Raw genomic sequence first — 13,780 nt, 5'->3', positions numbered from 1 at the left:
GGAGGCCGTCTGAACAAGGAAAAAGCGCTTTCAGACGGCCTTGATGGATGGGGCCGTCTGACAGCGCTCGGCATGCGGGATTTTACAGGCGAACTTCGATACCTGCCGCGCGCATGGCTTCTTTCGCTTCGCGGACGGTGGCTTCGCCGAAGTGGAAGATGCTGGCGGCCAGGACGGCGTCGGCTTTGCCTTCGGTGATGCCTTCGACGAGGTGGGCGATGCTGCCGACGCCGCCTGAGGCGATGACGGGGATGCCGACGGCTTCGCTGACGGAGCGGGTGAGCGGCAGGTTGAAGCCTTGCTTGGTGCCGTCTCTGTCCATGCTGGTGAGCAGGATTTCGCCCGCGCCGCGCCGCTGCATTTCGCGCGCCCATTCGATGGCGTCGAGGCCGGTGGGGGTGCGGCCGCCGTGGGTGAAGATTTCCCAGCGGCTGTTGTCGGGGTTGACGGCTTTGGCATCGAGGGCGACGACGATGGCCTGCGAGCCGAAAAAGCCTGCGGCTTCGTCAATCAGGCCGGGGTTGGTGACGGCGGCGGTGTTGATGCTGACTTTGTCGGCGCCGGCGTTGAGCAGGCGGCGGATGTCGGCGACGCTGCGCACGCCGCCGCCGACGGTGAGGGGGATGAAGACTTGTTCGGCCACGGCTTCGATGACGTGGAGGAGGGTGTCGCGGTTGTCGGAGGAGGCGGTGATGTCGAGGAAGGCGATTTCGTCGGCGCCTTCGTCGTTGTAGCGTTTGGCGATGTCGACGGGGTTGCCCGCGTCGCGCAGGCCGACGAAGTTGACGCCTTTGACGACGCGGCCGTCTTTGACGTCGAGGCAGGGGATGATGCGTTTGCTCAGTGCCATGCTGTGCTTCCTTGCGAAAAAAACAGGCCGTCCGTCGGGGGGCGGCCTGAGGGTTAGGAAACGAAGGGGGACAGGATGCTTTTCATGTGTTCGGGCTGGGAGAGCCAGTAAAAGCCGAGCGAGCCGATAACGGAAATGGCGAGGGTGGAGGCAAAGCTGTTGGACAGGCGGTTGACGGCGGTGAGCACCAGTGCGACGTATATCCACTGCACGCCGATTTCCGCCACCCATATGCCGTCCATCGCCGGCAGGGTCATGGACATGAAGCCGCGGATGATGACGGCGATAATCATAAAGCCGAGGCTTTCCGACAGCGCGTAAATGTCGCGGTCGGCCGACCAGATCATCCAAAATCCTAAAACGAATGCTTCTAACATTTTTAATCCCTTTTATTTTGTGTTGTCGGTGTGCGCCTGCTGCGGGCGCGGTGTGTCAAACGGTTTGCGACAGCTCGTCTGCCAGCTTTTGCGCTTGGGCGAAATCGATGCTGCCTTCGTAAATGGCGCGGCCGGTAATGGCGGCGGTGACGCCCCTGCTTTCTGCGGCGCACAGGGCGCGGATGTCGTCCAAGCCGGTGAGTCCGCCCGATGCGGTAACAGGGATGCCTATGGCTTCGGCCAGGCGGACGGTGGCTTCGATGTTGATGCCGCTCATCATGCCGTCGCGGCCGATGTCGGTGTAGATGACGGAGTTGATGCCGTCGCCGGCAAAGCGCCTGCCCAGTTCGGCGGCGTCGAGGCCGGTGAGCGTTGCCCAGCCGTCAACGGCGACATTGCCGTCTTTGGCGTCGAGGCCGACGATGATGCGGCCGGGAAATTCTTTGCAGGCTTCGCGCACGAAATCGGGGTTTTTCGCCGCCGCCGTGCCGATGATGACGTCGTTCAGGCCGAGGGCGAGGTATTTTTCGATGGTGGCCAGATCGCGGATGCCGCCGCCGAGTTGGACGGGAATGTCCGCCGCCACAGCCGCCAGGATTTCTTTGATGGCGGGGAAGTTTTTCGGTTCGCCCGCGAATGCGCCGTTCAAATCGACAAGATGCAGCCTGCGCGCGCCCTGTTGCAGCCAGTGCCGCGCGGTGTGCGCGGGATCATCGGAAAATACGGTGGCTTCTTCCATCAGGCCGCGGCGCAGGCGCACGCAGCTTCCGTCTTTCAAATCGATGGCGGGAACGAGCAGCATGGTTTTTCCTTTATTGGGTGGCAAAGCGCGGCACAACGCTTTTTAATTTCGTTGGGATTGCGCTTTCAGACGGCCTTTGTCCTCAAAACGCGGGGTATGGCGGCTGCATGTAAAGCGCATTTTACACAAATTATCCATTCCAGTGTAAAAAATTACTCAGCAGGGTGAGGCCGGCGTTGTGGCTTTTTTCGGTGTGGAACTGGGTGGCGAACACGTTGTCGCGACCGACGATGCAGGGGAAGGGGTCGGGATAGCTGCTGGTGGCGAGGACGACCGACGGATCGGCGGGGGCGAAGCGGTAGCTGTGGACGAAATAGAAATGCGTATCCTGCGGGATGCCTGCGAACAGGGGATGCGGCTGCGTCTGGTGCACGGTGTTCCAGCCCATGTGCGGTATTTTCAGACGGCCTCCCGCCGCGTCTGTGAGGCCGTCTGAAAAGCGCTCGACGGTGCCGGCAAACCAGCCCAGGCCGGGTGTGTCGCCTTCTTCGCTGCGCTCGAACAGCAGCTGCGCGCCGACGCAGATGCCGAAGAAGGGTTTGTTTTTCAGGGCGTCGGACAGGGCTTCACCCAAGCCGCTCTGTTGCAGGGCGGCCATGCAGTCGGGCATCGCGCCCTGGCCGGGGAAGATGATTTTGTCGGCGGCGGCCACTTCTTCGGCCCAGCCGGTGAGCAGGATTTGCACGTTTGCGCCGCTGATGCGGGCGGCTTCGCGCACGGAGCCGGCAACGGAATGGAGGTTGCCCATGCCGTAATCGACGACGGCTATTTTCATGGCTGGTGTCCTTTGTGTTTTTTGTATCTTTGAAACGAAACGTTGTGTTTTCAGACGGCCTGAACGGGTGTGCGGATGCGGGTTGGAGGCCGTCTGAAAAAACGGAATAAGGTTTGAACCGGCGGACAAACCGCCTGCTCCGGAGGACGGGTCAGGCGGTTGGGACGGTGTTTTAAATAAGCCTAATCGGTGAGCGTGCCTTTTGTGGAAGGCATTTTCCCGGCCATGCGTTCGTCAAACTCCACCGCCATGCGCAGGGCGCGGCCGAAGGCTTTGAACAGGGTTTCGGCCTGGTGGTGGGCGTTGTTGCCGCTGAGGTTGTCGATGTGCAGGGTCATCATGCTGTGGTTGACGAGGCCGTGGAAGAATTCTTCAAACAGGTCGACATCAAAGCGGCCGATGAGGGCGCGGACGAAATCGACGTTGTACACGAGGCCGGGGCGGCCGGAGAGGTCGAGGACGACGCGGCTCAATGCTTCGTCGAGCGGGACGTAGGCATGGCCGTAGCGGCGGATGCCGGTTTTGTCGCCCAGCGCCTGTTTCAGCGCCTGGCCGAGGGTGATGCCGATGTCTTCGACGGTGTGGTGGTCGTCGATGTGGGTGTCGCCTTTGCAGGTGATGTCGAGATCGATCATGCCGTGGCGGGCGATTTGGTCGAGCATGTGTTCGAGGAAGGGCACGCCGGTATCGAAGAGGCCTTTGCCTGTGCCGTCGAGGTTCAGGGTGAGGGTGATTTGGGTTTCGCTGGTGTTGCGGGTGACGGTGACGACGCGGTCGCCTTCGCGGGCGGCAAAGGGCGCGGCCTGCACGGTCTGTTCGGCCAAGGCCGTCTGAACGGCTTCCTGCGAGGTGGTGTCTTTTGCTTTTTTCTCGGGATGGCGTCTGTCCATCCAGCCTTTGGGTTTGCCCATGCTTTTTTCCAGCTTGGCGGCGAGCACGTGGGAGATGCCGCGTCCGTTTTCGCCTTCTTTGTTCAGGCGGGCGCGCAGCTGGTGCAGCGAGGCGGGTTTGGCATAGCCTGCGGCGCGGGCGAGTTTGGACACGCTGCCCGCTTCTTCGACGAGGCGCAGGAAGTTTTCGGTGCGGATGGTTTTTTTATCCATGGTTTGACCTTTCAAATCAAAAAAGTGTTTGCAAAACGTTGGAAACCTGACGGTTCTGCTCGGGCGAACCGACGGTGAATCTCAGGCACTGTTCGAGCAGCGGATGCGAGCCGTGCAGCTTTTTAATCAAAATATTGTGCGCTTTCAGCGCTTCGTATACCGCCGCCGCATCGGGCACGCGCGCGGTGACGAAGTTGGCTTCGCTGGGGAAAACGCGCACCTGCGGCAGGCGGGCGAGTGCTTCGCTCAGGCGCGCGCGTTCTTCTTTTAAAGACACTATCTGCTTAGCCACCCAGCCGTAGCGGCGCAGGGCGAAAGCGGCGGCGGTCAGGCTCAGGCGGTTCATATTGTAGGGCGGCACGATTTTCGCCAGCTCGCCCATCAGCGACGGATGGCCGCAGGCATAGCCCAGCCGCAGCCCGGCAAAACCGATTTTGCTCAGCGTGCGCAGCACTACCAGCTTTTCCTCGCCGCCCGCCTGCGGCAGGAAACTGTCGCCGCTGAACGCGCCGTATGCTTCGTCAACCACCACCACGCCCGGCGCGGCGTCGATAACCGCCTGTACTTCTTCCCGCGCAAAACGCACGCCCGTCGGGTTGTTCGGATAGGCGAGAAAAACCAGGGCGGGGCGGTGGGTTTCCAGCGCGGCCAGCACGGCGGGCAGGTTGAGCGTGAAATCACCGTTCAGCGGCACGCCGACGTATTCCATGCCCGCCAGCGCCGCGTTGTGGCGGTACATGACAAAACTTGGTTCGAGTGCCAGCATTTTCGCGCCCGGTTTGGCCAAAAGCAGCGGCAGGAGTTGGATCAGTTCGTCCGAGCCGTTGCCCAAGGCAATCTGCGCCGCATCGGGAATGGCGAAGGTGTCGCGCAGCAGTTCGGGTACCCCGCAGGCGTCGGGCGCGGGATAGCGGTTGATCTGCGCCTGCGCCAGCTCTTGCGCCAGCTCCCGCATCATGTCGTCGGGAAAACGGCAGGGCAGCTCCATGGCGTCGAGCTTGATGCAGTCTTCGGGCACGGCGGCGACGGCATAGGCCGACATGGCGCGGATTTCGTCGCGAACCAGATGGCTGGTGGGGGTCATTATTTGCTCCGTTGTGCTGGTTTGTTATGTGTTCCGCTCTGTTTTGCATATCGGCTTGGGCGGAAACTGTTGGAATTTTTGCCGCATTATACCGTTTTTAAGCACGGCGTCCCGGCAAAATGCATGATGGGGTTTGTTTTTGATTGTTTACGGCAGAAATCGGATGTGGAAGTGATGATTTTTTCGGAAAAGATGCCGTTTTCGGAACGGGGAATGAAAAAGAGTAAAAGAAATGCTTCTTTTGTTTTGTGGGATATTTTGCCGCTGTGTATGGTTTTTAGCGCGGCATGTTTTAAAAATATGGCATATGGGCATAAAAAGGCCGTCTGAAAGTGAAGTTCCAACGAAGTTAACAAGCGGTTTCCTAAGTGTTCGGGCGGAAGATATGCTTTCAGACGGCCTTTTGCTGCATGGCCTATATTGTTTTCAAGAAGTCCGTTCAGACGGCCTTGTTTTCTTCCGCCAATTCTTCGGCTGCGTTTTGCACCATATCGGGCGTGAGTTTGTTCAGACAGTCGGTGTGTCCCAGCGGGCATTCGCGTTTGAAACAGGGCGAGCAGTCTAGGTTCAGGCTGACGATTTTGGCTTTCGGGCTTAGGGGCGGCGTGTGGTCGGGGCTGGACGAGCCGTAGGCGGCGACAAGTTTTCTGTCGAGCGCGGCGGCCAGGTGCATCAGGCCGCTGTCGTTGCAGATTACGGTGTCGGCGCAGGAGAGCAGGTCGATGGCTTCGGAAAGGCTGGTTTTGCCGCAAAGATTGGTGCAGAGGCCGTCTGAAAGGGCGTTGATTTCTTCGGCGATGGGGAAGTCTTTTTGCGAGCCGAACAGCCATACCTGCCAGCCTTGGGCAAGATAGCGGCGGCCGAGTTCGGCAAAATGACGTGCCGGCCAGCGTTTGGCCGGGCCGTATTCCGCACCGGGGCAGAAGGCGATAACGGGTTTGCCCGTGTTAAGGCCGTGGGCGGCGAGGGCGGCTTGGCAGCTTGCGGGGTCGATGGCAAAACGCGGGTTGTCGGAATGGCCGTTGAAGTCGGCTTGGGTAGGGTGGGTGAGGGCGGTGTAGCGGTCGACCATCAGGGGTAGGGCGGCTTTGTCGAGTTTGCGGATGTCGTTTAGGAGAAAATAACGCGATTCGCCCACATAGCCCGTGCGCTGCCTGATGCCGGTGGCCAGCGCGATAATGGCGGATTTGAGCGAACCGGTCAGCACGATGACTTGGTCGTAGCCGCGCCGTCCGAGTTCGCGGCCGAGCCGCCAGCGTTTTTTGAGCTGCAACGCGCCGTGGCCGAAGGGGTTTTCGATGATTTCGTTTATTTCGGGCATACGCTCGAATACGGCCATTGACCATTTGGGCGCGAACACGTCGATGGTGCAGCCGGGATGAAGCTCGTGCAGACGGCGGTAGAGCGGCTGGGTCATGACGCAGTCGCCTATCCAGCTGGGGGAAATGATGAGGATTTTTTTGGACATGGTTTGCGGGCGGTTTGTGGTTTGGCTTTATTTTAATATGGATTGGAGGCCGTCTGAAAACGCTTGGGGCTGAAGTTTCGTTTTCAGACGGCCTTTTTGCCTGCGGCCATTGTTGGCATAATGTGCGGGCTCGGATGTGACAGCCGGTTGACCCGAAAGGCCGTTCCCGCCTATGCGGGAATGATGTTTCTGAAACGTTCGGGCGGTTTGGGTTTGATAAAAGGAAAAGCAGATGGACGAAGCAGTATTGCAGGGCGTGAAATTCGGTGCGGACGGGCTGGTGTGCGCGGTGGCGCAGGACTGGCAGAGCGGGAGGGTGCTGATGGTGGCGTGGATGAACGCCGAGGCGCTGGCGCAGACTGCGGCCACGGGCTACGCGCATTATTACAGCCGTTCGCGGCAAAAGCAGTGGATGAAGGGCGAATCTTCCGGCCACACGCAGAAGGTGCACGAGCTGCGGCTCGATTGCGACGGCGATGCTGTGGTGATGCGGATCGAGCAAAACGGCGGCATCGCCTGCCACACGGGGCGGGAGAGCTGCTTTTACAAAGTATGGCGCGACGGCGTCTGGCAGACGGCGGATGCGGTTATCAAAGACGAAGCGGAAATCTACGGCGGCGCAGACCGTCGCTAAATCAGACAAAAGGCCGTCTGAAAACTGAAATATGGCTTTCAGACGGCCTCAAACCGGTTTTCCAAACAGGAGCAGAAACAATGAACAGCGGTATTCTCGACGAAATCCAAAACGTTATCGACTCGCGCAAGGGTGCAGACCCGGAAAGCTCTTATGTGGCGCAGCTTTTTCACAAGGGCGGCGACAAGATTTTGAAAAAAGTGATCGAAGAGGCGGGCGAGGTGCTGATGGCGGCGAAAGACGGCGACAAGGCGCATTTGGTTTACGAAACGGCCGATTTGTGGTTTCACTGCATGGTACTGCTTTCGGCGCACGGCCTGCGGGCGGAAGACGTGGTAAACGAGTTGGCGCGGCGGCAGGGTTTGTCGGGACTGGCGGAAAAGGCGGCGCGGCAGCAATAGGCCGTCTGAAAGCTCATTTTCGGTAAAGCCCGAATCTGTTTGGCAAGCAAAGGCCGTCTGAAACCCTGTTTGAGGTTTCAGACGGCCTTTGGTATGAAAAGCGGCGGTTTAACCCACTTTATCCCCCGGCTGTGCGCCTGCGTCCACGTCCAAGAGTTTCAATTTTCCGTCGGCGGTGGCGGCGGAGAGAATCATGCCTTCGGATACGCCGAATTTGGCCATTTTGCGCGGGGCGAAGTTGGCCACGGCAATCACCATGCGGCCGTTGAGTTCGCTGGGATTCGGGTAGCTGGCGGCGATGCCGGAGAAGATAACGCGTTTTTCAAAGCCGAAATCCAGGTCGAATTTCAAAAGCTTGGTGCTGCCTTCTACGGCTTCGCAGTTGATGATTTTGGCCACGCGCATGTCGATTTTCATAAAGTCGTCAAACGATGCCTGCTCGGCGACTTTTTCGTATTGGCTCTCGGCTTCGGCGGGTGCGGCGGCAGCCTGAATGCTTTGTTTGTTGGCTTCGATTAAGTTGTCCACTTGGGTTTGCTCCACTCGTTGCATTAAATGTTCGTATTTGTTGATGGCGTGGCCTGCGGGCAGGGTTTGCGCGGCCATGTTCCATGAAAGTGCGGGAATGTTCAAAAACGCGGCGGCCTGTTCGGCAACACGCGGTAACACGGGCGCGAGATAGACGCTCAACACGGCAAAGGCGTTAATCAGCTCGCTGCACACTTCGTGCAGGCGCGCTTCCTGGCCTGCCTGCTTGGCGAGTTCCCACGGCTTGTTGGCGTCGGTGTATTCGTTTACCGCGTCGGCCAGTGCCATGATGTCGCGCAGGGCGCGGGCGTATTCGCGCTCTTCGTAGGCGGCGGCGATGGTTTCGCTCTCGGCGGCGAGTTTGGCCAGCAGCTCGCTGCCCGATACGTCTTCCAGACGGCCTTCAAAACGTTTGGTGATGAAACCGGATGCGCGGGCGGCGATATTCACATACTTGCCGACCAAATCGCTGTTGACGCGCGAGATGAAGTCTTGCAGGTTTAAGTCGATGTCTTCGATTTTGCTGTTGAGTTTGGCGGCGATGTAGTAGCGCATCCATTCGGGATTTAGTTTTTGTTCCAGATAGGATTTGGCGGTGATGAACGTGCCGCGCGATTTGGACATTTTTTGGCCGTCCACGGTTAAGAAACCGTGGGCGAATACGCCTGTGGGGGCGCGGTGGCCGGAGAAATGCAGCATCGCCGGCCAGAAAAGGGCGTGGAAATACAGGATGTCTTTGCCGATAAAGTGGTACATCTCGGTGTCGGAGTCGGCGCGGAAATAGTCGTCAAAATTAAGGCCGAGACGGCTGCACAGGTTTTTAAACGAGGCCATATAGCCCACGGGCGCATCGAGCCACACATAAAAATATTTGCCCGGCGCGCCGGGGATTTCAAAGCCGAAATAGGGCGCATCGCGCGAGATGTCCCAGTCGGAAAGGGTGGTTTCGCCGTCTTTGCCGAGCCATTCGTTCATTTTGTTCAGCGCTTCGGCCTGCAAATGCGGCTGCTCGCGGCCGTCTGAAAGGGTGGTACTGCCCGATGTCCATTGTTTCAAATAATCGGCGCACTCGCCGAGTTTGAAGAAAAAGTGTTCGGACTCTTTCAATACCGGCGTGGCGCCGGATACGGCGGAGTAGGGTTTGATGAGTTCGGTGGGGGAATAAGTGGTGCCGCACACTTCGCAGTTGTCGCCGTATTGGTCGGCGGCGTGGCATTTGGGGCATTCGCCTTTGACGAAGCGGTCGGGCAGGAACATTTGTTTTTCGGGGTCGAAAAGCTGCTCGATGGTGCGGCTTTCGATTTTGCCGTTGGCTTTCAGAGCGAGGTAGATTTTTTCGGAAAGCTCTTTGTTTTCAGGTGAGTGGGTGGAGTAGTAGTTGTCGTAGCCGATGAGAAAGCCGGTAAAGTCGGCCAGATGCTCTTCGCGCACGCGCGCAATCATGTCTTCGGGCTGCACGCCCAGTTTTTGCGCCGCCAGCATTACCGGCGTGCCGTGGGTGTCGTCGGCGCAGCAGTAGCGGCAGTCGTGGCCGCGCAGTTTTTGGAAGCGCACCCAGATGTCGGTTTGGATGTGCTCGACCATGTGGCCGAGGTGGATGCTGCCGTTGGCATAGGGCAGGGCGGAGGTAACGAGGATTTTGCGTGTCATGGCAGGTGGTTAAGCTGTGTTAAAAACGCGGCATTATGCCATAAACGATTAGGGGCTGTTGGCAATACCAATTGCCAACAGCCCCTGGGGCGCGTTGACAATCAGCCTTGCGGCGGTATTTTTGGTAAAAATCCACGCCTGCCGCGTCAAAAATGCTCGCAAGATATTCAATCTTGCTGCGCTTTTTTCCTTGCAGGCGCGAATTTTTCCTCAAAAAACCGCTTCGCAAGCTGAATGTCAACACGCCCTAGGCCGTCTGAAAGAGGAAAACTGCGCTTTCAGACGGCCTCTGCGTCGGTTTCTACATAACAACGCCCGTCAGCAGGGTGCCGATAAGCAGGGAGAGGAAAAGGGCGGCGTTGATTAGCGGCTCGGCCAGATAGGCGAGCAGCGGGGCAAGCAGGCCGGCGATCAGGGCGAGAAAGACGATCCATGTGCCGTAAGGTTCGATTTTTTGGAACTGCGCCGACCATTTGGCGGGCAGGAAGCTGTCGAGGAAGCGGCCGCCGTCGAGCGGCAGTATGGGCAGCATGTTGAGCACGAATAAAAAGGCGTTGAACGAGACGCCGAAGCTTGCCATTCCGGCCAGCGCTTCGCCGAAGGAAACGGGGACGACGGGCAGCAGCCCCATCAGCACCGCCCAGGCGAAGGCCATCAGGAGGTTGGCCAGCGGGCCGGCGATGGAGATGGTGCGCCAGCCGAGGCGGGCGTCGCGCAGGTTGCGGGTAATGACGGGCACGGATTTTGCCCAGCCGAAAAAGAAGGGCGAGCCGCTGACAATCAGGATGGAGGGGACGATGATGGTGCCGAACAGGTCGATATGCGCCAGCGGGTTGAGGGTGAGGCGGCCGAGTTTTTCCGCCGTGTTGTCGCCCCAGTAGCGGGCGGCGTAGGCGTGGGCGGCTTCGTGCAGGGTGATGGCCAGCAGGGCGGGCGCGATCATTAGAAGGAAGGAGGCGGGGTCGAAATTCATGGTGTGTGGTCTTTCTTGGTGTGGGAGGCCGTCTGAAAGCGCAGCTTCAACGAAGTTAAAGGCCGTTTTGCGCTTTCAGAAACGTCATTCCCGCGAAGGCGGGAACGGCCTTGTTTTTAGGAAGACAGGTAAACGGAGGCGATGGCCACGGCGTTGTTCGCCATATGGATAGCGATGGGGTAGCGGATGTCGCGCAGGTGCAGATAGGCGGCGGACAGCACTGCGCCGAGCGTGCCGTATAGGACGAGGGCGGGGATGTCCGTTCCCGAGTGCATGAAGCCGAAGAGCAGCGAGGACGATAAAAACGCGTGGGCGCGGCCTTCGGGCTGATCGATGCTGCGGCCGAACAGGCCGAACAGTGCGCCGCGAAACAGCCATTCTTCCGCCAGCGGTGCGAACAGCACGATGTCGGCCAGCACTACAGATACGGGCAGATGGCGTGTCCATTCGATAATTGCCTGCTGGTTTTCCGTGTCTTTCACGGGTGTGTCGAAGAAAAAGTTCAACACGTGCAGGCCGTATTCGCCTGCCAGCAGCATCAGCGCGAGGTAAAACGCGCCCCAGCAGAGCTTGCGTTTCAGGGAGATGTCTGCGGGTTTGGCAAAGTAGCCGCCGATAGGGCGGCCGGTGCGGTAGGCTCGGTAAAACAGAATCAGCACCGGCGCGGCGACGGCGGCGAACACGGCGGTTTGGTAAAGCGCGGCGGTGTTGCCGATCTGCCCAGTGCGGCGGTTGATGTCGACCAGTGTGTAAACCAGCGTGGGCACGACAAACAGCAATAGCAGGCAGCCGGTGAATTTCAGAATGTCCGTGATTTTGTTCATGCAAACCCTTTCAGACGGCCTTTTCAGACGGCCTCACAAGCCGAACACGGCCTTGTCGCCCCGTCCCTCGCGCACCAAAACCGTGCCGTCGGTCATGTCCACCACCGTGGTCGGCTCGGTGCCACACCAGCCGCCGTCGATCACTAAATCGACGGAATGCTCCAGGCGGTCGCGGATTTCGTAGGGGTCGGTGAGCGGCTCTTCGTCTTCGGGCAGCATCAGCGTGCACGAGAGCAGCGGCTCGCCCAACTCGCGCAGCAGCGCAAGGGCGATGGCGTTGTCGGGCACGCGCAGGCCGATGGTTTTGCGTTTCGGGTGCAGCGTGCGGTTGGGCACTTCCTTGGTGGCCTGCAAAATAAAGGTGTAGCTGCCGGGCGTGGCCGCTTTGAGCTGGCGGAATTGGGCGTTGTCCACCTTGGCGTAAATGCCCAGCTCGGCCAAATCGGCGCAAACCAGCGTCAGATGGTGTTTCAAATCGATTTTGCGGATGCGCAGAATCCGCTCCATCGCCTCCTTGTCGCCCAAACGGCAGCCGAGCGCGTAGCAGGAATCGGTGGGATAGGCGATCACGCCGCCCTTGCGCACGATTTCCGCCGCCTGCCGGATCAGTCGCTCTTGCGGATTGTCGGGATGGATGGCAAAAAACTGAGCCATGATGAATGCTCCTTAAAAAATATTGGGCTTGGCAAGCCAATTTATGCTTGCCGTTTACCCAGAAGATTTAATACCTTAATACTGAATGTATCTTTCATTGTTAAAGATTCAATATTTACTTCTTGAAAACGCTAACTATTTTCTTCAAACGAGTATTGATAAAGCTTTTTATTGAGGGCATCAAAAAAATAACCGTAAAAATGATTGCTTCTGCTTTCATCCTCAATAAAATCATTGATATAGACATATTTTGCATCTATATCCAAATAAGATATTATTTTTCAAACAATTGAGGAAATTCAACGGGAAATTCCCTTGTGAGCTCTTCAATATCCTCAAGGAACACACTATTCGGAATGTCTTTTAGATCCAATGGCTGCATGGCATTTCCTTTTAGATAGTTAATAACAAGACTTCTTGCGTAAAGAGGTAATTACGCCTCTTAAAATTTCCAAATACAGAGGCCGTCTGAAAAACCTGTTGGCCGAAAAAAGCCGCGAATGATACCCTAGCCGCTCCGCCGACAAAAGGAAAACCCATGTCCCGCCTGATTGCCCTTATTCTCTGCGCCCTTATCCCCGCTGCCGTTCACGCCGCTGCCACGGCCGAATCCTACCAATGGGCCGCCCCCGTCAAAGCGGATGCCAACCTCTACCGCATCGACGACAAACTCTACCGCAGCGAGCAGCTCACCCGCGCCGATGCCCCGCAGCTTGCCGATCTGGGCGTCAAAAGCGTCGTCAACCTGCGCTATTTCGACCGCAACGACAACGACACCGCCCTCGCCGGACACGGCCTCGCCCTGCTCAACAAACCCCTGCTCACTTGGCGCGTCACCCCGCGCCAAATCGCCGAAACCCTCTACCTGATCGAGCAGCGCCAGGCGCACGGCGCGGTTCTCATCCACTGCTACCACGGCGCCGACCGCACCGGCCTTATCTCCGCCATGTACCGCATCGTCTACCAAAACTGGCCGATAGAAGAAGCCAAACGCGAAATGCAGCAGGGTCCCTACGGCTACCACAGCATCTGGCGCAACCTCGCCAAGCTGTTCACCGAAGACAAAGTCCGCCAAGTGAAGGCCGAATTGGCCAAACTCAAAGCACAGGCGCAGTATAGTGAAACAAAATAGGAAAGATACAAGGCCGCAAGCCAAAGACAGTATGGGTAATACGGGGCAGGTTTTCTTGGCATTTTAAATGCCGTAGAAAGCCGCCCTCTTCGAGCTAAGGCGCAGCAACGCTGTATATTTTCTATTTTGGTTAACTATTAAAACCGCCGAAGGCTTCGCCGTCCCACAGCAACCGCAAACCTTTGTCCGCCATCGCGCCGTCGATAACGGCAAACGCCAACTGCAAAGCCTGCACGCCGTCCGCACCGAAAACCCGAAAACACATGTCCCTGCCCGCCCCGACGATACGGCAGGGACACACCCATTCGCCCGTTTCGGCCGCAAACGGTTTGCCGAACAGAACTTCCACCGTTTCATCGGGCCGGTCGGCAAGCGTCAGCAGACGGTAAACCGCCGCCTCGGCACGCGTCAGTTTGTCAGACATAAAACCCCCTTTCGTTTACCTGTTTGCCGATGCCGCCGCCAAACCGTTCCGCAGCAGTCGGCACCTTCCTTTTAACATTAAGGCAGAGGCAGGATACCATT

At 58.3% G+C, this 13,780-nt stretch carries 17 protein-coding genes; 4 read left to right on the top strand and 13 right to left on the bottom strand.

The window, feature by feature from the left end; all coding sequences use genetic code 11:
- Nucleotides 1-82: 82 nt before the first annotated feature.
- From hisF to hisC, 6 genes are all read right to left on the bottom strand, one after another.
- Complete coding sequence (gene hisF, locus ACG2K1_RS08010) at nt 83-850, bottom strand: imidazole glycerol phosphate synthase subunit HisF (protein ID WP_395429449.1); 768 nt, start codon at nt 848-850, stop codon at nt 83-85.
- 53 nt (nt 851-903) lie between these two features.
- Nucleotides 904-1,227 carry a hypothetical protein gene (locus tag ACG2K1_RS08005; protein WP_009425985.1) on the bottom strand — a complete coding sequence of 108 codons (324 nt, stop codon included), beginning with the start codon at nt 1,225-1,227 and terminating at the stop codon, nt 904-906.
- Nucleotides 1,228-1,282: 55 nt separating this feature from the next.
- Nucleotides 1,283-2,029, bottom strand: a complete 747-nt coding sequence (hisA, locus tag ACG2K1_RS08000) for a 1-(5-phosphoribosyl)-5-[(5-phosphoribosylamino)methylideneamino]imidazole-4-carboxamide isomerase (protein ID WP_009425986.1) — start codon at nt 2,027-2,029, stop codon at nt 1,283-1,285.
- Nucleotides 2,030-2,159: 130 nt separating this feature from the next.
- Nucleotides 2,160-2,804: an imidazole glycerol phosphate synthase subunit HisH gene (gene hisH, locus ACG2K1_RS07995; RefSeq protein WP_395429448.1), complete on the bottom strand. Its 645-nt coding sequence runs from the start codon at nt 2,802-2,804 to the stop codon at nt 2,160-2,162.
- Nucleotides 2,805-2,986: 182 nt separating this feature from the next.
- A complete protein-coding gene (hisB, locus tag ACG2K1_RS07990; protein WP_009425988.1) occupies nt 2,987-3,907 on the bottom strand; it encodes an imidazoleglycerol-phosphate dehydratase HisB in 921 nt (306 codons plus the stop codon).
- 16 nt (nt 3,908-3,923) lie between these two features.
- Nucleotides 3,924-4,991: a histidinol-phosphate transaminase gene (gene hisC / locus ACG2K1_RS07985; RefSeq protein ID WP_009425989.1), complete on the bottom strand. Its 1,068-nt coding sequence runs from the start codon at nt 4,989-4,991 to the stop codon at nt 3,924-3,926.
- A 69-nt stretch (nt 4,992-5,060) separates the two neighbouring features.
- On the opposite strand from hisC, the gene ACG2K1_RS07980 reads away from it, so the two are divergent.
- Nucleotides 5,061-5,321 carry a hypothetical protein gene (locus ACG2K1_RS07980; protein WP_157058121.1) on the top strand — a complete coding sequence of 87 codons (261 nt, stop codon included), beginning with the start codon at nt 5,061-5,063 and terminating at the stop codon, nt 5,319-5,321.
- A gap of 109 nt (nt 5,322-5,430) precedes the next feature.
- On the opposite strand, the gene waaF is transcribed toward ACG2K1_RS07980, so the two are convergent.
- The gene (waaF, locus tag ACG2K1_RS07975) at nt 5,431-6,459 is read right to left on the bottom strand and encodes a lipopolysaccharide heptosyltransferase II (RefSeq protein ID WP_395429447.1); all 1,029 of its coding nucleotides are present in this window, start codon (nt 6,457-6,459) and stop codon (nt 5,431-5,433) included.
- A 232-nt stretch (nt 6,460-6,691) separates the two neighbouring features.
- On the opposite strand from waaF, the gene hisI reads away from it, so the two are divergent.
- Both hisI and ACG2K1_RS07965 read left to right on the top strand, forming a co-directional pair.
- Nucleotides 6,692-7,093: a phosphoribosyl-AMP cyclohydrolase gene (gene hisI / locus ACG2K1_RS07970; RefSeq protein WP_009425992.1), complete on the top strand. Its 402-nt coding sequence runs from the start codon at nt 6,692-6,694 to the stop codon at nt 7,091-7,093.
- Between the two features lie 80 nt (nt 7,094-7,173).
- Nucleotides 7,174-7,494: a phosphoribosyl-ATP diphosphatase gene (locus ACG2K1_RS07965; RefSeq protein WP_009425993.1), complete on the top strand. Its 321-nt coding sequence runs from the start codon at nt 7,174-7,176 to the stop codon at nt 7,492-7,494.
- 108 nt (nt 7,495-7,602) lie between these two features.
- Here the strand turns inward: ACG2K1_RS07965 and metG are convergent, their stop codons facing one another.
- From metG to ACG2K1_RS07940, 5 genes are all read right to left on the bottom strand, one after another.
- Nucleotides 7,603-9,672 (bottom strand): methionine--tRNA ligase, encoded by a 2,070-nt coding sequence (metG, locus tag ACG2K1_RS07960; protein ID WP_395429446.1) that lies wholly within the window; start codon nt 9,670-9,672, stop codon nt 7,603-7,605.
- Nucleotides 9,673-9,691: 19 nt separating this feature from the next.
- Nucleotides 9,692-9,916, bottom strand: a complete 225-nt coding sequence (locus ACG2K1_RS07955; RefSeq protein ID WP_157697478.1) for a hypothetical protein — start codon at nt 9,914-9,916, stop codon at nt 9,692-9,694.
- A gap of 57 nt (nt 9,917-9,973) precedes the next feature.
- Nucleotides 9,974-10,645, bottom strand: coding sequence for a site-2 protease family protein (locus ACG2K1_RS07950; RefSeq protein WP_009425995.1), 672 nt, complete (start codon nt 10,643-10,645; stop codon nt 9,974-9,976).
- Nucleotides 10,646-10,761: 116 nt separating this feature from the next.
- Complete coding sequence (locus tag ACG2K1_RS07945) at nt 10,762-11,469, bottom strand: lysostaphin resistance A-like protein (protein ID WP_395429445.1); 708 nt, start codon at nt 11,467-11,469, stop codon at nt 10,762-10,764.
- A 33-nt stretch (nt 11,470-11,502) separates the two neighbouring features.
- Nucleotides 11,503-12,123: an L-threonylcarbamoyladenylate synthase gene (locus tag ACG2K1_RS07940; protein WP_395429444.1), complete on the bottom strand. Its 621-nt coding sequence runs from the start codon at nt 12,121-12,123 to the stop codon at nt 11,503-11,505.
- A gap of 538 nt (nt 12,124-12,661) precedes the next feature.
- Here ACG2K1_RS07940 and ACG2K1_RS07935 point away from each other — a divergent pair.
- Nucleotides 12,662-13,255: a tyrosine-protein phosphatase gene (locus ACG2K1_RS07935; protein WP_395429443.1), complete on the top strand. Its 594-nt coding sequence runs from the start codon at nt 12,662-12,664 to the stop codon at nt 13,253-13,255.
- Nucleotides 13,256-13,385: 130 nt separating this feature from the next.
- On the opposite strand, the gene ACG2K1_RS07930 is transcribed toward ACG2K1_RS07935, so the two are convergent.
- Nucleotides 13,386-13,679 carry a DUF6968 family protein gene (locus ACG2K1_RS07930; RefSeq protein ID WP_036496009.1) on the bottom strand — a complete coding sequence of 98 codons (294 nt, stop codon included), beginning with the start codon at nt 13,677-13,679 and terminating at the stop codon, nt 13,386-13,388.
- Nucleotides 13,680-13,780: the final 101 nt, after the last annotated feature.

Origin of the sequence: Neisseria sp. 23W00296, from assembly GCF_044772855.1 — a bacterium.
In the GTDB taxonomy this organism is placed as follows: domain Bacteria; phylum Pseudomonadota; class Gammaproteobacteria; order Burkholderiales; family Neisseriaceae; genus Neisseria.
This window is presented reverse-complemented; position numbering and strand designations above follow the sequence as displayed.